The sequence below is a fragment of the Sphingobium sp. KCTC 72723 genome (genome assembly GCF_014280435.1).
In the GTDB taxonomy this organism is placed as follows: domain Bacteria; phylum Pseudomonadota; class Alphaproteobacteria; order Sphingomonadales; family Sphingomonadaceae; genus Sphingobium.
On record NZ_CP060388.1, the window covers coordinates 1,195,531 to 1,216,047 of the forward strand.

Here is a 20,517-nt window from a genome sequence, read left to right on the forward strand (position 1 = left end):
TCAAACCGCCTATTTCAGGCCGCCGCCCATGGCCCGGTACAGTTCGACCATATTGGTCGCGCGCGTCAGCCGGGTTGCGAGCAGGCTCTGTTCGGCGGTGGACAGCGCGCGTTGCGAATCCAGCGTCGTCAGGAACCCGTCCACCCCGGCGCGAAAGCGTGCTTCCGACAGGGTATAGGCGACCCGCGCGGAATCCCGCTGCGACATCTGGGCGTCAAGTTGCTGCCCCATGGTGCCGCGCCGGGCAAGCGCATCGGCCACTTCGCGGAAGCCGGTCTGCACGCTCTTTTCATAAGTGGCGAGCATCGCGTCATAGGTGGCCTTGGCATAGGCCAGATTACCCTTGTTGCGGCCGAAATCGAAGATCGGCAGCGTGGCAGACGGCGCGACCGACCAGAATTTGCTGTCCGAGGTGAACAGGTTGGAAAGGCCCGCGCTCAGCGTGCCGAACGCCGCCGTCAGCGAAATATTGGGGAAGAAGGCTGCCCGTGCCGCGCCGATATTGGCGTTGACGCTGCGTAACTGATGCTCCGCCGCAGCGACATCGGGGCGCCGCAGCAGCACGTCCGATGCGATGTCGGAGGGCAGATTTTCGATCGTCGCACTGGTCGTCGGGAAGCCTTCGGGCAGGTCGCCAATCGGCACCGTCGTTCCCGCCAGCAGGTTCAGTGCATTCTGGTCCTGCGCCACCAATGTCGTGGCTTCCGCAATGGCAGAACGAGCGGAATCATAGCTGGTCTGCGCCTGACGCACTTCCAGTTCGGACGCGATCCCCTTGGCAAAGCGTGCGCGATTGAGTTCCAGCGTCTTGCCGAACGCGCTTTCCAGATCGCGCGCGATCCGCAACCGTTCCTGATCCGCCGCCATGGTGAGCCAGGCGCTGGCGGTTTCGGCGATCAGCGCCGTTTGCGCGGCATTGCGGGTTTCGACGCTGGCGAAATATTGCTCCTGCGCCGCTTTGCTGAGATTGCGGACCCGGCCGAACAGGTCGATTTCCCACGCGGAAATCCCGACCTGCGCCTGATACAGATCGATGCGGCCCGAACCCGCCTGCGAAAAGGGCGTGTCCTGATAGGTCGCGGTGCCGCCCGCCGAAACGCTGGGCAGGCGGTCGGCGCGCTGCACCTTATATTGCGCGCGCGCCTGTTCGACATTGGCGAGCGCGACCCGCAGGTCGCGATTGTTGGTCAACGCCGTGTCGATCACGCGAGCCAGCCGCGCATCGGTGAAGAAATCGCGCCATGCCGTGTCGGCCGGAACGATCGCTGCGTCGCTGCCGGTCGCATAGGCCGGTCCCTGCGGCGTTTGCGCCGGGACGGGCAGTTGCGGCCGGACATATTTGGGCGCCATGTCGCAGGCCGCCAGTGCCAGCGATAGCGTGATGGCACCCAGCGCTTTGATATTACGCATTTCTTATGCCTCCTGCGGCGCGGCGGGCGTTGCCCGGTCATCGGCCGCTTCGTGATTTTTATGTTCGCGGAACAGCCGTTTAACGACCGTGAAGAAGACGGGGACGAAGAATATCGCCAGCACCGTCGCGGACAACATGCCGCCAACCACGGCCCAGCCGATCGCATTCTGGCCACCGGCTCCTGCGCCACTGGACAGCGCCAGCGGCAACACGCCGAAGATGAAGGCCAGGCTGGTCATCAGGATCGGGCGCAGGCGCAGCTTGCCTGCTTCCAGCGCTGCTGCGGCTGGCGACATGCCTTCGCGCATCTTTTCCTCGGCAAATTCCACGATCAGGATCGCGTTCTTGGCCGACACGCCGATGGTGGTGATAAGGCCGACCTGAAGATAGATGTCGTTGTTCAGCCCCGCCAGCGTCGCCGCGATTACCGCACCCAGCACGCCCAATGGCACGACCAGCATCACCGCGATCGGCACCGACCAGCTTTCATAGAGCGCGGCAAGGCACAGGAACACGATCAGCATCGAGAGCGCATACACATAAGGTGCCTGCCCGCCGGACGTGCGTTCTTCGTAGGAAATGCCGTTCCAGCTATAGCCCACGCCTGCGGGCAGCTTGGCGGCAATCTCCTCCATCACCTGCATCGCCGTGCCGCTCGACACGCCGGGGGCCGGTGCGCCCTGAATGTTCATCGACGGCACGCCGTTGAACCGCTCCAGCCGCGCCGGACCCTGCGTCCATTCGGTGGTGGCGAAGGAAGAGAGGGGCGCCATCACCCCGCTGCTGCCGCGCACATGCAGCGCGCCGACGGAATCGGGCGATGTACGGAATGGCGCATCGGCTTGCACGAACACGCGCTTCACGCGGTCGCGGTCGATGAAGTCGTTGACATAGCTGCTGCCCAGATTGGTGCTGATCGTGTCGTTGACGTCGGACTGGGAAATGCCCAGCGCGCCCGCCGCTGCCTGATCGACGTTCAGCTTCAACTGTGCAGTATCTTCCAGCCCGTTAGGACGGACCTGCGCCAGCCTTTTGTCGGCCCGCGCCATGCCCAGCAACTGGTTGCGTGCGGCCAGCATCTTTTCATGACCAAGCCCGCCCCTGTCGAGCAGCTGGAAATCGAAGCCAGACGCATTGCCCAATTCCTGCACGGCGGGCGGCACGAAGGCGATGACCATGCCGGCCGAAATCTTGCTGAACGCCTGATTGGCGCGTTGCGCGACTGCCATGACGCTGTTGTCCGCGCCCTTTCGTTCCGACCAGTCCTTCATCCGGGCAAAGACGATGCCGACATTCTGCCCCTGCCCCACGAAACCGAAGCCGGAAATGGTGAATACGGCAGCGACATTGGCTTTTTCAGCCTGGAGATAATGATCGCGGACGCGCGCCAGCGTGCGTTCGGTTTCTTCCAGAGTCGAACCGGACGGCAGCGACACCTGATTGATCAGCGAACCCTGATCTTCTTCGGGCAGGAAGCCGCTGGGCAAGCGCATGAAGACCAGGCCCATGCCAACGACGATCAGGCCATAGACCAGCATGGTCCGGCCCCAGCGCCGCTCGACCTTCTCCACGCTTTTCCCATATTTCACGACGCCCTTGTCGAAGGTGCGGTTGAACCAGCCGAAAAAGCCCTTTTGCGACGCATGGTCATGCTTGGCGGGCTTGAGGATGGTGGCGCATAATGCAGGCGTCAGGATCAGCGCGACAAGCACCGACAGGATCATCGAGGATACGATGGTGATTGAAAATTGGCGGAAGATGACGCCAGTGGAGCCGCCAAAGAAGGCCATCGGCAGGAACACCGCCGACAGGACCAGACCGATGCCGATCAGCGCGCCGCTGATTTCATCCATCGACTTTTTGGCCGCTTCCTTCGGGCTAAGTCCTTCTTCCTGAATCAGGCGTTCGACATTTTCCACCACGACGATGGCATCGTCGACCAGCAGGCCGATCGCCAGCACCATGCCGAACAAAGTCAGCGTGTTGATGGTGAAGCCCGACGCCTGAAGAATGGCCAGCGACCCCAGCAGCACGACCGGCACGGCGATGGTGGGGATCAACGTGGCGCGCCAGTTCTGAAGGAACAGGAACATCACGACGAACACCAGCAGCACCGCTTCGACCAGGGTGTGGATAACCTGTTCGACCGACAGCTTTACGAAAGTGGAATTGTCGACCGGGAAGTCATATTTGACCCAGGTCGGGAAGTTCTTGGACAGCGCCTCGATCTGCGATTTCACGCCCTCGACCGTGTCGAGCGCATTTGCGCCCGGTGCCAGCTTGATACCGAAACCGGCAGCGGGATGGCCGTTGAACTTTGCGCCGAAACTGTAATTTTCCGCGCCCAGTTCGACCCGTGCCACGTCGGACAGCAGAACGACCGCGCCGTCGGCATTGCTGCGCAGGCGGATGTCGCGAAACTCTTCGGGGGTTCGCAGCCGCGACTGGGCCGTGACGGTGGCGTTGAGCGCCTGACCCGCGGGCGATGGCGAACCGCCGATCTGGCCAGCGGAAACCTGCGCATTTTGGGCCTGGATCGCTGCCTTCACGTCCCCCGTCGTGACGCCCAGATTGGCCATCTTATAGGGGTCGAGCCAGATCCGCATCGCATATTGCGCGCCCAGCAACTGGGTGTCGCCAACGCCGGTGACGCGGCTGATCGGGTCTTGCAGCGTGGATGCGACGAAATCGCCGGCATCCTGCTGATCGTGGATGCCGTCATCGGCGTAGAGCGCCATGACCATCAGGAAGCTGGACGTGGATTTGGTGACGCGGATACCCTGTTGCTGCACTTCCTGCGGCAATAGCGGCGTCGCCTGCGCCAGCTTGTTCTGCACCTGCACCTGCGCGATGTCGGCGTCGGTCCCCTGTTCGAACGTCAGCGTGATCGAAAGATTGCCCGCGCCGTCGCTGGTGGAGGAAAAATAGCGCAGATTGTCGATGCCCTTGAGCTGCTGTTCGATAATCTGGGTCGTCGTGCTTTCCAGCGTCTGGGCGTTGGCACCCGGATAGGTGGTGGCGATAGTGACCGAAGGCGGCGCGATTTCGGGGAATTGCGCAACGGGGAGCGACCGGATCGCCAGCAATCCGGCCATCATGATGATGATGGCGATGACCCATGCGAAGATGGGCCGATCAATGAAATAGCGGGCCATGGTTTAGTTTGCCCCGCCGTGTTGCGGTGCTGGCGCGACCACTTGTTGCGGCGCGCCGGGTTTTACCACTGTGCCGGGGCGCAGGTTCAGCAAGCCTTCGACGATCAGCCGGTCGCCCGGCTTCAACCCGTTGGTGACGATCCATTTGTCGCCGACCGCCCGGTCCACCGTGACCTGACGCATTTCCGCCTTATTATCCTTGCCGATGACCATTGCGGTGGCGCGGCCGCGCGCGTCGCGGGTAATGCCCTGCTGCGGCGCGAGGATCGCCTGCGTCCGTTGCCCTTCGACCAGCTTGGCGCGGACATACATGCCCGGCAGCAACAGGCCATCAGGGTTGGGGAAGGTCGCGCGCAGCGTCACCGCGCCCGATGTCGGATCGACCGACACTTCGGAAAATTGCAGACGACCCTCGATCGGGTAGGTGCTGCCGTTTGGCAGGAGCAACTGGATACGCGCGCCGCTTGCTGCGCTTACGCCGCCGCTTTTCATTGCCTGCTTGAGGTCGATGATCTGCGCCGCCGATTGGGAGACATCGACATAGACAGTGTCGGTGCGCTGGATCGTCGCCAGTGCGTCCGCCTGGCCCGCCTGTACCAATGCGCCCGGCGTGAACAGCGACCGGCCGATACGACCCGAAATGGGCGCGCGGATGCGGGTAAAGCCTTGGCTTACCTGCGCCGCCTGCACCGCGCCACGCTGCGCCGCAACATCGGCGCGCGCCTGCTGAGCGGTCGCGTCGGCATTGTCATATTCCTGACGACTGACGGCGTTGATGCCGACCAGATCGCGGTAGCGCTGCGCCTGAAGCGCGGTCGAACGGATTGCGGCGTTGGCGCGTGCCAGCGACCCCTGCGCCTGCGCCAGCGCGGCCCGATAAGGCGCATCCTCGATTTCGTAGAGCAATTGCCCGGCGCGGACATCGCCGCCTTCGGTGAACAGGCGGCGGCGGATGACACCGCTGATCTGCGGCCGGACTTCGGCGATTTCGACAGCGGCGATACGGCCCGGCAATTCGTTGACCAGCGGCGCCGATTCGGTTTTCAGCGTCACTACGCCAACCGCGGGCGGCGGTGGCGCAGGCGGCGCGCTTTCGCTGCACGCACCCAGAGCCAGGGCCGACGCGCACGTCAGCAGCCCGATGAACACCCCCTTTTGCATCGTCAGATTTCCGTCCCGATGAGATCTACATTTTGGAATGAACGTTCATTCCGCTTGCGGTGCAGGTAGGACCATGTAAAGGGCAATTCAAGAGCGAAAAATGCCGAGAGGGTGAAATGGTTGCATTGCAGCATGAAAAAAAAGGGCCGGAGAGTGGCCGTGCCAGGATTATCGCCGCTGCGCGTGACCTGTTCGTGACACATGGATTTCACCAGACATCCATGTCCGAACTGGCCGGCGCTTCGCAGGTGTCGGTCGGGCAAATCTATCGGCTGTTCAAGGGCAAGGAAGACATAATCGAGGCGATCGTCCATGCCGACGCCGACGAATGGGCCGATGCGATGGCCGCGCTACGCACGCGACTGGATGCTGGCGAACTGACGATTACGCAGACGTTCGAACTGGTGCTGTTGCATAATGTCGATGAAAAGGACGAAGCGCTGTCCTTCGACATATTGGCCGAAAGTTTTCGCAACCCGGCCGTGGCGCAGACCGTGGGCGACCTGTGTTTGCGTTTTCGCAGTTTCCTGCGCGATTTTGCCTGCATCGCCAATCCCGACCTGTCTGGCGAAGCGCTGGACGCGGCGGAGGAAATGATCATGGCCTGCATGTTCGGCCTGGGCCATCGCAGCCTGTCACGACCCAAATTGCCAGCCGCCATAGTCGCGCGCCGGGCAGCCGAGATGATCGTTGCCGGGCTGCGGGCGGTGCGGTGATCCCGGATCAGCCCATACCCACAGCCCTGGTTTATTTCGCGGCCACCCCGTCGGGCAGGACGACAGCGGACCAGCTCTTGCCCGGCACCAGATAGCGGCTGGCGAGCGCCTGCAACTGCGTGGGGGTTACGGTCAGCATGTCCTGCGCCATCGTTTGCATCGCCTGAACATAGCGCGGATCATGGGTCGCGCCCTCCATCTGGTTCATCCAGAAGGCGTTGCCGGTGCCAGCGCGCATCAGCATTTGCCGCATCGGGGCGACGGCGCGTTGCAGTTCGTCGTCGCTGACCGGCGTTTTAGCCAGATCGGCCGCAGTCGCCTTTACCACTTCATAGAAATATTTGATCCGGTCAGGCCGTATCTGGCTGCTCACCAAAATATAGCCGCCACTGTCATAGGAAAATGGCCAGCTATTCTGGACGCTGGGCGAATAGGCTGCCCCCTCTGTCGAACGCAGCCGGTCGAACAGTCGATCGTTGAATATCTGCGTCAATATCTCCAGCTGGCGCGCTTCCTTTTGCAGGGTGAAGCCACCCGCCGTCGGCCATGCCATGACGGCTGCGGCCTGTTCCTTGTCGCCCTTGTGCCGCAAGATGACCGGCGCTTCGACATGGGTGGGAAAGCGCATCAGCCGGTTCGCGGCAGGCACTGGCGTATCGGTGCGTGCGGGGAGCGCGCCCAGCGTGGACGCGACTGCCGCAATTGCATCGTCCGCTTTCACCTGACCGAAAATCTGCACCTCTATCGGTCCCGACGCCAGCATGGGTTCCCATGTCGTGCGGAATGCCTGCGGCGTCAGGCCGTCAATCTCCGCGCGCGACGGGGTGCGGAAACGAACGTCCTTGTCATGCAGCAGCCAGTTCAGGTCACGCCCCAGCACAGCGTCGGGTGATCGCGACATGGCGTCATAAGCGACCGACGCACCGGTCTTGACCCGTGCGATCGGCGCGGGGTCCCATCCCGGCGCGGCCAGCTTGGTGGCGTACAGGCGCAACTGATCCTTGTAATCGGCCGGGCGCGTAACCGCCTGCAACTCGAACGCATCGTCATCGACGGCAAAGTCCATGCCCATGCGACGACCTATGGTCAGTTCGTCGAGTTCCCGCTGCCCCAGCGTGCCGATGCCGCTGGCGACCAGCGCATAATCGCCCGCCCAGCTTGCCACCGGCTTCGTTGGGGAAAATGCCTGCTGGCCATGGCCGAAACGCACATTGATACGCACCTTTTCGGTTTCCGCGTCATTGGCGAACAGCGTCAGCTTGACCCCGTTGGCGAAGGTGATGGTTTCCATGCCCGGCAGGCCAATGGCCGTGCGCGATATGATAGTGCCGGGCGCGCCCAGCTTTGGCAGATCGGCCATCGTCACGGCCTTGTCCGCCAAACGCGCATTAGTTGCGGCCTTGACCGGCGCAGCGACGGCGGCGGCCAATTTGGCGTCGATACCCGGCTGCGTCTTGCCTGTAATAAGTAGCGCGCGGAATACGCCCGCCGAAAAGAGCCGCCGGGTCGATTCCACGATCTTCTGGGGCGTCATGGCGGGCTTGCCGGAACGAAAAATCTCGACCGCTGCCTGTGGGCTGACCGTGGTTTCGCGAATATCGACTGCACTCACCAGGTCGGTCGCCTGCTTCGCGCCCGCTTCGGTGTCGGCATTTTCGACCTGGATCGAAAGCGCGGTGTTCATCTGCGTATATTCGCGCTCGATTTCCTGCGCGCTGGGCGGCGTGGCTTTGGCATCCTCCACGATGGCGCGCACGTCGGCCAGCGCCTTTTCCCAATTGTCGCCGGTCGGGATGATGGTCATGAAGGTGCCGTCGGCAGACCGGCTGACATCCTGCTGTTCGACGCTGGCTTGCAGGAAGCTACCCCCTGCCCGCGCCGCCTGCTCCAGCCGTCGGCTGATGATCTGAAGCGCGAGCATGTCGGTCAGCTTGTCCTGATTGTAGAGGATCGTGTCGGCGCGCGGCTTCCACGGACGCAGCCACGCCATGGTCAGGCCCAGGGGCGATCCTGGCTCTATGGCGACACGAGTGGCAGGCAATTTGGGATCGGGCATACCGAAATCGGGCAGCGGCGCGCCCTTGCCCGGCGCTATCCAGCCAGCGAAATTATCCTTGATAAGTTGTTCGGCCAGTGCCGGATCAATATCCCCCGCGATCGAGATCACGGCATTTTCCGGGCGATACCAGCGATCGTGAAAAGCAACCATCTTCGCGGCCGTTGCGGCGTTAAGCGTTGCTACCGTGCCGATCGGCGCATGGTCGGCCAGGGGTTGGCCGGCGAAGAAATGCTGGCGACTGATATCGGAAATGCGCATTTGCGGTCCGTCGCTCTCGCGCCGTTCGGCCAGCACCACGGCGCGTTCGGCATTGACCGCGCTGTCGACGATGTTGGGATCGGCCATCATGCCAGACAGGATTTTCAGGCTCTCGCCCAGCGTCATCTGGGTCGCCTGCGGCAGGTCGAGCGCGTAGGTCGTGCCGGTCGGCGTTGTCTGCGCATTGCTGTCGCTGCCGAAGGTGACGCCCAGCCGCTGCCAGATACGCTTCGATTCGCCGTCCGGCACATGGCGGGAGCCTCTGAACGTCAGATGCTCCATGTAATGGGCATAACCCATTTCTTCGGGCTGCTCCATCAGCGACCCCGCGTCGATCCGCAGACGGACGGATACCTGCCCCGGCGGCACGCCATTGCGGCGGATCGCGTAGCGCAATCCGTTGGGCAAAGTGCCAAAACGCCATGCCGGGTCGATCGGCACATCGCTATTTTCGTAGAGCCATGGGCGGACCTGCGCCTGCGTCGCCCCCTGCAAGGTGGAGGCGGCGGGTTCCGTGCGTGCGCTGAGCGATGCGGGCGAACCCGACAGCAACAGGGCAATGACAGTGAGCGAAGCGGCGGTGCGCCGGGGGGAAAAGATCATAGGCCTATGAGCCTAACGTCCTTTTCCTGAATGGCCACTGACAATCATAGTCATTAAAAAAGGGCGGCGGACATGATGCCCGCCACCCTTTTCAACAACTCAGTTCAATTCAATTCAGCGCGGCGTGCCGGTGCGCTGAACCGCGCCCTTGTGCGCGCCAACGGCACCGCCGCTACGGCGACGATGGAAGGGACGCTTTTCGCCGCCTTCTCCGTCAGGGCGATGCGCCCGGTCAGGATTGCCACGCGACGGCTTTTGGCCGTCCTGATATTTACGCTGGCCATCGGCGCGGCGGGCCTGCTGCTGCGGCGTCTGCATCGGGCCTTTCTTGGGCGCGGCAGGCTTTGGCAGGGCGCGCACGGCGTCCATGAAGTTTTCGGGCAGAGGCTCGATTTCCAGCTTTACGCGCGTCGCCTTCTCAATGGCCTTCAGGTAAGGCCGCTCGTCATCCGCCACGAAGCTGATCGCAATGCCATCGGCCCCGGCGCGCGCGGTGCGACCGATGCGGTGGACATATTGTTCGGCGACATTGGGGATTTCAAAGTTGATGACATGGCTGACACCCGACACGTCGATGCCGCGCGCGGCAATGTCGGTCGCGACCAGCAGCTTCACCTTGCCCTGACGGAATGCCTGCAATGCCGTGGTGCGCTGGCCCTGGCTCTTGTTGCCATGGATAGCGAAAGCGTCGATCCCTGCGCCTTCCAGAAAGCGCACGACGCGATCGGCACCATGTTTGGTGCGGGTGAAGATCAACGCACGGTCGATGTCTTCGCTGGCCAGGATCATGTGAAGCAGCGCCTGCTTTTCCCCCTGGTTGACGAAGGTGGCGCGCTGGTGAACGCGCTCTGCCGTGGTGGATTGCGGCGCGACGCTGACCTTGACCGGATCGTTCAGGAACTGGGCGGCGAGCGCTTCGATTTCCTTGGGCATGGTGGCCGAGAAGAACAGGTTCTGGCGATCGCGCGGCAGCATCTTGGCCACGCGCTTCAACGGATGGATGAAGCCCATGTCCATCATCTGGTCCGCTTCGTCGAGAACGAAGATTTCCGTGTGGCTGATGGTGAAGGCACGCTGGTCGATCAGGTCGAGCAGACGGCCCGGCGTGGCGACGACAATATCGACGCCACCGGCAAGGGCGCGAATCTGCTTGTTGACCGGCACGCCGCCGAACACGGTTTCCACGGTCAACTTCATGAAGCGGCCATAGTCACGGAAGCTCTGCGCGATCTGCGCAGCGAGTTCGCGGGTCGGCGCCAGCACCAGCATCCGGCAGCCCTTGATCGGCGTAACCTTTGGATTACGGGCGAAATAGTCGAGGCTGGGCAGCGCGAAGGCTGCGGTCTTGCCAGTGCCGGTCTGGGCGATGCCACACAGGTCACGGCCTTCCAAAAGGACGGGAATCGCCTTTTGCTGGATCGGCGTGGGCGTCACATAATTTTTGGATTCGAGCGCCTTCATGATCGGCTCAGCCAGACCAAGTTCGTTGAATTGCATTGAAAAACTCACAAGTAAGCCATGCGCCAACCTGTTTCTGCGGACGCAGCAAGGGCGCGAGGCGGGTTACGAAACGACCCGCGTGAAAAGGGAAGCCTCAAGCTTGACGCAGACTCTCATTGGCCGGTCCGTGGTCCTTGCGTGGCTGTTTCAGCCTACGGGGATGCGGACGATCACGCTGCCAATCGCTAGGGGGCCATGATGGCCCGTCTGCTGCGCTGCAACGCATATGGCGCAAGTGCAGGCAAATAGCAAGCGACCGCAGGATCGCTCCTGCGGTCGCCGTCAATCGTTACGTCTGACGGTCAAACAGGTCAGAGCGAGACTTCGGCGTGCTTGCCCTTCATTTCGTCGCGCACGTCGCCGCCCAACAACTGTTTGAACACGCCCTTGATCGACATGTCCGCTCGCCAGATTTCGGCGGTGCCAAGGTCGAAGCGCAACATCAGCAAGTCGGGATCGTTGCGACCGCCCGGATACCAGGCCTCCACTTCCTTCGACCAGAAGCGGTCGATCACCGCCGGGTCCATCTCAGTCGTCAGCGTGCCGTCGATGCAGGCGAACAGATTATGGTCCTTTGCCACGAACTGCGCCATCGCCGCACCGCCGGGTGCCAGTCGATTGCCCTTGCTGGTGTAGAACCAGAAGCAATGATTGGCGTTAGGATCAAGCTGCGCGGTCATCGGTTCGCTATGGTCGTGACTGCCCTGCAATCCGATCATCAGAAAAGGGCTGCTGGAAATTTCGGCCCAGAAGCGTTCGCGGATTTCGGTGTCGTTGGTCATATCTGCTCTCCTTGCCGGTTTGCATCATCAATCGACATCTGCCCGCGAAGTTCCCGAAACGCTTGATCTCCTCCACGCAAATCTCCACATAGCGTCCATGCTGATAGAGACGGAACTCACGCCCAACCCGGCGACCATCAAATTCCTGCCCGGCCGCACGGTCATGGGTGCTGGAACCCGCGATTTCGCGACCCCCGAAGAAGCGGAAGCGTCGCCACTGGCCGACGCGCTGTTCAGGCAGGGCGATGTCACGGGCGTATTTTTCGGCGGTGACTTCATATCGGTCACGATCGCGCCGGGATCGGAATGGCGCGACGTAAAGCCGGACATATTAGCCACGCTGCTGGAACATTTTTCCGCCGACATGCCGCTGTTCGCGTCAGGATCCGCGCTGGGCATCAGCGTGCCGGACGATGAGGAACAATTTTCCGACGATCCTGCCGACGCCGAAATCGTGGAGCAGATCCGCGACCTTATCGACACGCGGGTTCGCCCGGCAGTCGCCAATGACGGTGGCGACATCGTCTATCGCGGTTTCGACAAAGGCACTGTCTACCTCAAGATGCAGGGCGCGTGCGCAGGTTGCCCGTCGTCCAGCGCGACGCTGAAAAACGGCATCGAACAGTTGCTGAAACATTATGTGCCGGAAGTGACGGAAGTGCGCGCGGTCTGACCACCGGCCCTTGTCCTTTGCGCCATTTGGCAAATCGCGACCAATCGACTAACCGCCAAGATGATTCCGCACGATGCGGATGCTTGAGGGGAGTATGATTTGCGCCTTTTGGTGATCGACACCGCGACACAGGCTCTTTCCGTGGCGTTGCTGGAAAATGGCGCGCCGATCGGACGCTTTCATGACATTGTCGGGCGTGGCCATGCCGAAGCCCTGCTGCCCGCGATCGCTGCCCTGCCCCATGGCGGACGCACCGACGCCATTGCCGTCGATGTCGGGCCGGGCAGCTTTACCGGCGTGCGCATCGGCGTTGCCGCCGCCCGCGCGCTGGCGCTGGCATGGGCGATACCCGTTCAAGGCTATAGCGCGCCTGCCCTGATCGCCGCGAAAGCAGCGCAGAACCATGGGGGCGGGCCAATTACGGTCACCATCACCGGGGGGCATGGCGAATTATTCTGGCAAATGTTCGATACCACCGGACTGGTCCCCATGACGGCGATTGCGTCCACACCCATCGCAACGCTGGCCACCCAGTTGGAAGCAGACGCCTTTTACGGCACCGGGGCGGAAACGCTGGTTACGGCGCGCGGCCATGGCACGGCGGTTACGATCTATCCCGATGCCACCGATTTCCCGCTGATCGCATCGCTGCCCCCCCTGCCTGCCACCCCGGTCTATGGTCGCGGCGCGGATGCCAAGACCATGGCGGAGCGTGCGGCATCATGATGCCGCGCCTTACCCTCGATTGCTATGACCAGAGTGATCGCAACGCGATGGCCGACGCAATGACCGTCATGACCCAGGCATTCGACCCGGCGTTCGGCGAAGCATGGACATTGCCGCAACTGGCCAGGATCATGATGATGCCCGGCACATGGCTGACGATCGCGCGCCTGGACGCTGCGCCGCTCGGCTTTGCATTGGTGCGGTCGGTGCTGGACGAATGCGAATTACTGTTGCTTGCCGTCGATCCGGCCTGGCGCAAGCGCGGCATTGGCGATGCGCTGTTACGCGACAGTCTTTTGACTGCCCGCCGTAGAGGCATCACGTCGATGAACCTTGAAGTGCGGGCCGCGAACAATGCCGTGCATCTTTATGAGAAAGCAGGCTTTGAATATGTACATCGCCGCCCCGGTTACTATCGCGGACATGATGGACAACTTCACGATGCTCTTAGCTTTCGCATCGACATGCTCGCCTGATGCAATAGGGTCTTGCGAAAAATACCTGTGGGGTCTAGCGCTTTCCGTACCGCTCCTGAAATGAATTTCCTTGGGCGGGTCGCACCAAATACAGCCTTCGCAGGAAACGAAAAAATGGAAAACGAATCCGCCCAGAGCGAAATGCTCATTACTTTGACATCCGACATTGTCGCTGCGCATGTCTCTAACAACAGTGTTGCCGTCTCTGACGTTGCGACATTGATTCAGAATGTTCATGCCGCGCTGTCGGGTTTGAGCGAACCGGCCCCTTTGCCCGAAGTAAAGCTGGAGCCTGCGGTTTCGGTTCGGTCCTCGATCAAGCCGGATTTCATCATCTGCCTGGAAGATGGCAAGAAGCTCAAGATGCTCAAGCGCCACCTGATGACTCATTATCAGATGACCCCCGACGATTATCGCGCAAAGTGGAGCCTGCCCGCCGATTATCCGATGGTCGCCCCCAACTATGCCGAACAGCGCCGCACGCTCGCCAAGAAAATTGGCCTTGGCACCAAGCGTCGCCGGGTGCCGCGCGCGAAATAAGCGGTCACGCTGCCTTAAAAAGCCTGATGGAAGGGGCGCATCGCCGATGCGCCCCTTTCCTGTATCTGGAAAAGTCGCTAGGCTTGGGCGAATTTTCCGAAATGCTATTTTAAGCGAGCCTGCATGAACCGCAAAATCGACGTCGAAGCGCTGTGCCATGAAAAAGGCCTGCGCATCACCGAGCAACGCCGCGTGATCGCTCAGGTGCTGAGCGATGCGACTGACCATCCCGATGTCGAGGAATTGCACAAGCGCGCAGCCGCGATTGATCCGGGTATCTCGATTGCCACCGTCTATCGCACCGTGCGCCTGTTCGAGGAAGCCGGCATATTGGAACGGCATGATTTCGGCGATGGTCGCGCCCGTTACGAAGCGGCACCGGAATCGCATCACGATCATCTGATCGACGTCGAAACCGGCAATGTCATCGAATTTGTCGACCCTGAACTGGAACAGTTGCAAAAGATCATTGCCGAGAAACTGGGCTTCCGCCTGGTCGATCATCGCATGGAACTTTATGGCGTCGCTCTCGACCGGAAAAACTGATCGAATAGCGATGTTTCGCCGCGCGACGCGCATCGCAGCTCTTGTCGCCAGCCTGCTGGCCTGCCTGATCCCGCATCTGCTTTGGCGCGCGCTCGGTCGCCGTTCACCCTGGCCGCGCCGCTTTCTGGCGATGGCCGGGCGATCGGTCGGGGTGCGCGTGCATATGTCGGGACGGCCCCATGACGGCGACATGTTCCTGCTCGCCAACCATGTCAGCTGGATCGACATATTGGCGCTGGGCGGGGCGACCGGCGCGGCTTTTGTCGCACATGACGGTATAGCGCGCTGGCCAGTGGTCGGCTGGCTGGCGGCGCAGAACAACACATTGTTCGTCGCCCGCGAAAGGCGGGCCATGTTGTCAGGCCAGATCGACGCCCTGCGCGACGCGATGCTGGGGCATCAGCCTGTTGCCCTGTTCCCTGAAGGCACGACCAGCGACGGCAGCGGCCTGCTGCCGTTCAAGCCATCGCTGCTCGCCGTGCTGTTGCCGCCACCGCGCGCCGTGCTGATCCAGCCAGTGCATATCGACTATGGTGCGGCCACTCATGCCATTGCCTGGCATGGCGAAGAACCGGCCGGGACCAACGCCTGGCGCATTTTGGCGCGCAAGGGGCCGATCGACGTGACACTGCGCTTTCTGGAACCGTTCGATCCGGCCGTCTGCGCCGATCGCAAGGCGATCGCAGCGACCGCGCGGGAAAGGATCGCCGCGAGTATCGCCCGGCAGCAGCAGCAGCGCCCTTCCACTCCTGCGCCGCGCCCTGTATAGCTGGACGGCATGAATCGTAACGACGCCCCCAACAGCCCCGTGACCATCAAGGCTCCGGCCACTTTCCACGTCAAATCCTTCGGTTGCCAGATGAACGTCTATGATGGCGAACGCATGGCCGAAATGCTGGGGACGCAGGGTATGACCGCCGCTGCCGATGGCGCGCAGGCGGATCTGGTGATCCTCAACACCTGCCACATCCGTGAAAAGGCAGTGGATAAGGTCTATTCCGACATCGGCCGCATGACGCGCGAAGACGGCACCCGCCCGATGATCGCCGTCGCCGGCTGCGTCGCGCAGGCGGAGGGCAGCGAAATCAGTCGCCGTGCCAAGACCGTGGACATCGTCGTCGGTCCGCAGGCCTATCATCGCTTGCCCGACCTGATCGAAAAAGCGCGGCGGGGCGAAGCGGCCGTCGATACCGACATGCCTGCCGCCTCCAAATTCGCTGCTTTACCCGGACGCACGAAACAGGCGCGGCCCACCGCATTCCTGACCATCATGGAAGGGTGCGACAAATTCTGCACCTATTGCGTGGTCCCCTATACACGCGGCGCGGAAATCAGCCGGTCGTGGAACGCGATACTGGATGAGGCCAAGGCGCTGGTCGATGGCGGGGTGAAGGAAATCACGCTGCTGGGCCAGAACGTCAACGCCTGGACCGGCGAGGACGACAAGGGCCAGATGCAGGGCATGGACGGGCTGGTTCGCGCCCTTGCAAAGATCGACGCCCTAAGGCGCATCCGCTACACCACCAGCCATCCCAACGACATGAGCGACGGCCTGATCGCGGCGCATGGCGAAATAGACAAGCTGATGCCCTTCCTGCATCTGCCGGTGCAATCGGGTAATGACCGCATCCTTAAAGCGATGAACCGCAGCCATAGCGTCGATAGCTATCTGCGCCTGATCGAGCGTGTTCGTGCCGTCCGGCCAGATATTGCGGTGTCGGGCGACTTCATCGTCGGCTTCCCCGGCGAAACGGAAGAAGAATTCGCAGATACTCTCAAGATCGTCGACAAAGTGCGCTATGCACAATGCTATTCGTTCAAATATAGCCCCCGCCCCGGTACGCCCGCCGCCGACATGGATGGTCAGGTGCCTGCTGCCATGATGGACGATCGCCTCGCCCGGCTACAGGCGGCGATCAATCGCCATCAGGTGGATTTCAACACCGCCACTGTCGGTCGCCGCACCGATATCTTGCTTGAGCGCAAAGGCCGCTATCCTGGCCAGTTGATCGGCAAGACGCCATGGTTACAGTCTGTCCATGTCGATGTCGCCAGTGACGGACAATCTGTCGGCATCGGTGACATGATCGATGTCGATATCATCAGCGCCGGACCCAATAGTCTGGCCGGCGCATATAGCAGGAGGAAAGCCGCTTGAACCAAAGCCTCGTCATTCCCGCATATGTGGGAAGCCATCTCCCCGACCCACGGCTTTGGCCGGTTCTTACGAGATGTCCGACGAGCAATGGAGGCTTTTGAATGGGCAAGAAACCGCACCCGCCCCGCACCGACATCGCCCAACGCGCCCGGCTGGAAGTCACCTTTGAAAAGCCGCATCTGCTGGGTGCGCTGTTCGGGCAATATGACCAGAATCTGGTGGCGATCGAAAACCGGCTGGGCGTCTATATCGCCGCGCGCGGCAACAAGTTGCAGATAGAGGGCGAGGCGGAAGCCGCCGCCCGCGCTCGCGACGTGATGACTGGCCTGTATAACCGCATCGTCGCCGGACAGGAAATCGACGCAGGCGCCGTGGAGGCTGTCATCGCCATGTCATCGGAACCCACGCTGGACGGCATCATTCGCCACGATGTCGCCGAACCGCCCACGGTGATGATCCGCACCCGCAAGAAAACCATCGTCCCCCGGTCAGCGACGCAGGTCACCTATATGGAGGCGCTCAATCGCAACGACATCATCTTTGCGCTAGGGCCAGCAGGCACCGGCAAGACCTATCTGGCGGTGGCGCAAGCGGTCAGCCAGCTCATCACCGGGTCGGTCGACAAGCTGATCCTGTCGCGCCCCGCCGTGGAGGCTGGCGAGCGGCTGGGCTTTCTTCCCGGCGACATGAAGGAGAAGGTCGATCCCTATCTCCGTCCGATCTACGACGCGCTGTACGACACGCTGCCCGCCGAACAGGTGGAACGGCGCATCGCTTCGGGCGAGATCGAGATTGCTCCGCTGGCCTTCATGCGCGGGCGCACGCTGGCCAACGCCTTCATCGTGCTGGACGAAGCGCAGAATACCACCATCGCTCAGATGAAAATGTTCCTCACCCGCTTTGGCGAGGGCAGCCGCATGGTCATCTGCGGCGATCCCAAACAGGTCGATTTGCCGCAACCCGGATCGTCAGGGCTGGCCGACGCCGTCGCACGGCTGAACGGGGTGGAAGGAATCGCCATGGTGCCGTTCGGCATCGGCGACGTGGTGCGTCATCCGGTTGTCGGTCGCATCGTCCAGGCCTATGAGGGACCGGACGCATGATCGACGTCGCTGTCCTCCACGACGAAGGCTGGCCCGGCACCGACTGGGAACTGCTCGCGCAGCGCGCAGTCGTGGCCGCCATCACCCAAAGCCCCTATGCCGCCTTTGCAACGGACGAGGCGTTGTACGAAGTCGCAGTCAAGCTGACCAGCGACGCGGAAGTCCATGACCTCAACCGCGCCTATCGGGACAAGGACAAGCCGACCAACGTCCTGTCCTTTCCGATGGTGCAGCCCGACCTGTTGCAAGCCACCGCCAATACCGACGATGGCGAAATCCTGCTGGGCGACATCGTGCTGGCGGAAGGGGTGTGCGCGAGCGAGGCCACGGACAAAGGCATCAGCATCGCCGATCATGCTGCGCATTTGATTATCCACGGGACTTTTCATTTGCTCGGATATGATCATATGGACGACAATGAAGCCGAGGCGATGGAAGCGCTGGAAGTCGCTGCACTCGCCAGCCTTGGCCTTTCCGATCCCTATGGGGATCGCATGACATTAGGGGATTGATAGAATTATGGCTGAGGGCAGCCCGAAGGACGGCAACGGTTCCAAGGAATCGGACAGTAGTAATGACGGCGGTTTATGGAGCGGCATAAAGTCGCTTCTGTTCGGCGAGGGTGAAGCAACCAGTCTCCGCAAGGAACTGGAGGAAGCGCTGGACGAATATGACGAGGAGGAGCAGGACGAAAGCACCGCTCCCCCGGCCAAGGGCGACCTGTCGGCGATCGAACGTCAGATGGTGCGCAACCTGCTCCATTTTTCCGAACATACGGTCGATGACGTAGCCGTGCCGCGCGCGGACATCGTTGCTATCGAGGAAAAGGCCAGCTTTGCCGATCTGGCCGCCCTGTTTGCCGAAGCGGGCCATAGCCGCATCCCGGTCTATCGCGACACGCTCGATACGATCGTGGGCATGGTCCATATCCGCGACGCCTTCGCCATTCTTGCAGGCAAGTCGCCGGTGCCGGAGACGCTGGAACCGCTGATCCGCCAGCCGCTCTACGTGCCCGAAAGCATGGGCGCGCTAGACCTGCTGGCCGAAATGCGGGCCAAGCGCACGCATCTGGCCATCGTGCTGGACGAATATTCCGGCACCGAAGGGCTGCTGACGTTCGAGGATCTGGTCGAGGAAATCGTCGGCGACGTCGAGGACGAGCATGACGATGCGCCCGAAGCCATGCTGGTGCCGCTGGACGGCGGCCTGTGGGAAGCAGATGCCCGCGCCGAACTGGACGATGTGGCCGAGGAAATCGACGAGCGGCTGGGCGATGTCGAGGAAGATGTCGATACGCTGGGCGGTCTGGCCTTCGTCATTGCCGGGCGCGTGCCTGAACCGGGCGAGATACTCCTCCACCCAGAAAGCGGATGGAAGCTGGAGATATTGGCCAGCGACGGACGCCGCGTGACTCGCCTGCGCCTGCATCCCCCCGTGGACAAGGTGGAGGATAGGGACGACTGAACACGGCCGGGCCGCTCATCACGGCCCGGCGGTTTGCCTTCACCCCGGAATGGAAGCACCAAATAACAGCACTGGCTCGCCGGGGGCGGACAGGGCAATTTCGCCGCCTGCGCTCGTCACCAACTGACGCACCATCCATGCTGCGGCGGTACGCGACCCCAGCCCTTCCGGCGGCAGCGTCCCGGCCAGCGCAGAGCGTAGTTCCGGGTCCAGAATGACCCTCGGCCCTTCACCCCGGACAACGATTTCGGTGACGCCCGGCCGCTTTTCCGCCCCGATGTCCAGTTGGCCACCGCGCACCAGCGCATCACCGACGATCAGCGACAGGTTGAGCAGAACCTTGACTGGCAGCTTGCCCAGCATCTGTTCCTCGACCATCCAGCCGACCTTGACGCGGCCCGTGCCGACGAACATTCCCTCAATCGCGACCCGCGCTTCATGCGGCGGCACCGCATCGCCAAATCCGCCCGCAGAACCGAAGGCCAGACGGAAGAATTTCAGCTTGTTCGCCGATGTGCGCGCACTGTCCGCCAGCAGATCCAGGCACCGCTGGCGCATTTCCGGGTCAGTTTCGTCCGCCATCAACTCCAGCCCGTTGTTGAGCGCGCCGACCGGGCTGAGCAGGTCGTGGCACAGGCGCGAACAAAGCAGGCTGGCGAACTCGATGCTGTCAGTGGATTGGGTCATGAGGGGTTCTGTATCGCCCGATTGTGATAGAAAAAGCGTGTAGTCCGCTAATGCGCTGGCCCGCCGGGCGATGCAAGCCCGCTGCGTCGCGTTTCGCTCACAGGACGCACAACGTCGCCGGAACGAAATGCACGCGCCCATCCGCGTCGGGTAACGCGCTCCACAGGCCAACGTCGCTACCCGCAACGATCAGCCACAAGCTGCCATCAGGCGCGGCGCACGCGAGATCGGTAGCAGACGGTTGGGCTACGCCGGAAGGGTGAGAATGATAATGGCCGATGACCGCTGGACCACGCGCGCGCGCCCGACGGTGCGCCGCGATCAGCGTGGCCGGATCCAGTTCGAAATGGCGGGCAGGATCGGGCGCCACATTGGCGGCAGGCATGATCGCGTCGATCCGCCCCGCTTCGCCCAGCAACAAGCCGCACACTTCATGCGGTTCCGCTGCCGCCAGTGCTGTAATCCGGTCCAGCAGCGAACTTGCAATTTCGTGGCTCAT

General features: G+C 62.2%; 19 protein-coding genes. 11 read left to right on the forward strand and 8 right to left on the reverse strand.

Annotation, left to right across the window (positions count from 1 at the left end):
- Window positions 1-9: 9 nt before the first annotated feature.
- The 3 genes from SPBM01_RS05915 to SPBM01_RS05925 are packed head-to-tail and all read right to left on the reverse strand — an operon-like array spanning window position 10 to window position 5,727.
- Complete coding sequence (locus SPBM01_RS05915) at window positions 10-1,410, reverse strand: efflux transporter outer membrane subunit (RefSeq protein WP_188064431.1); 1,401 nt, start codon at window positions 1,408-1,410, stop codon at window positions 10-12.
- Window positions 1,411-1,413: 3 nt separating this feature from the next.
- Window positions 1,414-4,566: an efflux RND transporter permease subunit gene (locus tag SPBM01_RS05920; RefSeq protein ID WP_188064432.1), complete on the reverse strand. Its 3,153-nt coding sequence runs from the start codon at window positions 4,564-4,566 to the stop codon at window positions 1,414-1,416.
- Window positions 4,567-4,569: 3 nt separating this feature from the next.
- Window positions 4,570-5,727 (reverse strand): efflux RND transporter periplasmic adaptor subunit, encoded by a 1,158-nt coding sequence (locus tag SPBM01_RS05925; RefSeq protein ID WP_188064433.1) that lies wholly within the window; start codon window positions 5,725-5,727, stop codon window positions 4,570-4,572.
- A gap of 116 nt (window positions 5,728-5,843) precedes the next feature.
- Between SPBM01_RS05925 and SPBM01_RS05930 the strand changes: the two genes are divergently transcribed.
- Window positions 5,844-6,443, forward strand: coding sequence for a TetR/AcrR family transcriptional regulator (locus SPBM01_RS05930; protein ID WP_188064434.1), 600 nt, complete (start codon window positions 5,844-5,846; stop codon window positions 6,441-6,443).
- Window positions 6,444-6,474: 31 nt separating this feature from the next.
- Here SPBM01_RS05930 and SPBM01_RS05935 read toward each other — a convergent pair whose 3' ends face one another.
- From SPBM01_RS05935 to SPBM01_RS05945, 3 genes are all read right to left on the reverse strand, one after another.
- Entirely contained in the window at window positions 6,475-9,363 is a 2,889-nt protein-coding gene (locus SPBM01_RS05935) for a M16 family metallopeptidase (RefSeq protein ID WP_188064435.1), read from the reverse strand.
- A gap of 114 nt (window positions 9,364-9,477) precedes the next feature.
- Window positions 9,478-10,860, reverse strand: coding sequence for a DEAD/DEAH box helicase (locus SPBM01_RS05940; protein WP_188065579.1), 1,383 nt, complete (start codon window positions 10,858-10,860; stop codon window positions 9,478-9,480).
- 314 nt (window positions 10,861-11,174) lie between these two features.
- Complete coding sequence (locus tag SPBM01_RS05945; RefSeq protein ID WP_188064436.1) at window positions 11,175-11,645, reverse strand: pyridoxamine 5'-phosphate oxidase family protein; 471 nt, start codon at window positions 11,643-11,645, stop codon at window positions 11,175-11,177.
- A 97-nt stretch (window positions 11,646-11,742) separates the two neighbouring features.
- Between SPBM01_RS05945 and SPBM01_RS05950 the strand changes: the two genes are divergently transcribed.
- From SPBM01_RS05950 to SPBM01_RS05995, 10 genes are all read left to right on the forward strand, one after another.
- Window positions 11,743-12,318: a NifU family protein gene (locus tag SPBM01_RS05950; RefSeq protein WP_188064437.1), complete on the forward strand. Its 576-nt coding sequence runs from the start codon at window positions 11,743-11,745 to the stop codon at window positions 12,316-12,318.
- Window positions 12,319-12,417: 99 nt separating this feature from the next.
- On the forward strand, window positions 12,418-13,044 hold the full coding sequence (gene tsaB / locus SPBM01_RS05955; RefSeq protein ID WP_188064438.1) for a tRNA (adenosine(37)-N6)-threonylcarbamoyltransferase complex dimerization subunit type 1 TsaB: 627 nt from the start codon (window positions 12,418-12,420) through the stop codon (window positions 13,042-13,044).
- The gene (locus SPBM01_RS05960) at window positions 13,041-13,520 is read left to right on the forward strand and encodes a GNAT family N-acetyltransferase (protein ID WP_188064439.1); all 480 of its coding nucleotides are present in this window, start codon (window positions 13,041-13,043) and stop codon (window positions 13,518-13,520) included. Before tsaB ends, SPBM01_RS05960 begins: the two co-directional genes overlap by 4 nt.
- 114 nt (window positions 13,521-13,634) lie before the next feature.
- Complete coding sequence (locus tag SPBM01_RS05965) at window positions 13,635-14,060, forward strand: MucR family transcriptional regulator (RefSeq protein ID WP_188064440.1); 426 nt, start codon at window positions 13,635-13,637, stop codon at window positions 14,058-14,060.
- Between the two features lie 123 nt (window positions 14,061-14,183).
- Window positions 14,184-14,606 carry a Fur family transcriptional regulator gene (locus SPBM01_RS05970; RefSeq protein WP_188064441.1) on the forward strand — a complete coding sequence of 141 codons (423 nt, stop codon included), beginning with the start codon at window positions 14,184-14,186 and terminating at the stop codon, window positions 14,604-14,606.
- A gap of 4 nt (window positions 14,607-14,610) precedes the next feature.
- Window positions 14,611-15,375 carry a lysophospholipid acyltransferase family protein gene (locus tag SPBM01_RS05975; RefSeq protein ID WP_188065580.1) on the forward strand — a complete coding sequence of 255 codons (765 nt, stop codon included), beginning with the start codon at window positions 14,611-14,613 and terminating at the stop codon, window positions 15,373-15,375.
- 9 nt (window positions 15,376-15,384) lie between these two features.
- Complete coding sequence (gene miaB, locus SPBM01_RS05980) at window positions 15,385-16,764, forward strand: tRNA (N6-isopentenyl adenosine(37)-C2)-methylthiotransferase MiaB (RefSeq protein ID WP_188064442.1); 1,380 nt, start codon at window positions 15,385-15,387, stop codon at window positions 16,762-16,764.
- A gap of 101 nt (window positions 16,765-16,865) precedes the next feature.
- Window positions 16,866-17,867, forward strand: a complete 1,002-nt coding sequence (locus tag SPBM01_RS05985) for a PhoH family protein (protein WP_188064443.1) — start codon at window positions 16,866-16,868, stop codon at window positions 17,865-17,867.
- Complete coding sequence (ybeY, locus tag SPBM01_RS05990; RefSeq protein WP_188064444.1) at window positions 17,864-18,379, forward strand: rRNA maturation RNase YbeY; 516 nt, start codon at window positions 17,864-17,866, stop codon at window positions 18,377-18,379. The genes SPBM01_RS05985 and ybeY overlap by 4 nt, the downstream gene beginning before the upstream one ends.
- Window positions 18,380-18,386: 7 nt before the next feature.
- Window positions 18,387-19,331, forward strand: coding sequence for a hemolysin family protein (locus tag SPBM01_RS05995; RefSeq protein ID WP_188064445.1), 945 nt, complete (start codon window positions 18,387-18,389; stop codon window positions 19,329-19,331).
- 39 nt (window positions 19,332-19,370) lie between these two features.
- Here SPBM01_RS05995 and SPBM01_RS06000 read toward each other — a convergent pair whose 3' ends face one another.
- Together SPBM01_RS06000 and SPBM01_RS06005 are read right to left on the reverse strand one after the other, a co-directional pair.
- Window positions 19,371-20,018: a histidine phosphotransferase family protein gene (locus tag SPBM01_RS06000; RefSeq protein WP_188064446.1), complete on the reverse strand. Its 648-nt coding sequence runs from the start codon at window positions 20,016-20,018 to the stop codon at window positions 19,371-19,373.
- Window positions 20,019-20,115: 97 nt separating this feature from the next.
- The gene (locus tag SPBM01_RS06005) at window positions 20,116-20,517 is read right to left on the reverse strand and encodes a Mov34/MPN/PAD-1 family protein (protein WP_188064447.1); all 402 of its coding nucleotides are present in this window, start codon (window positions 20,515-20,517) and stop codon (window positions 20,116-20,118) included.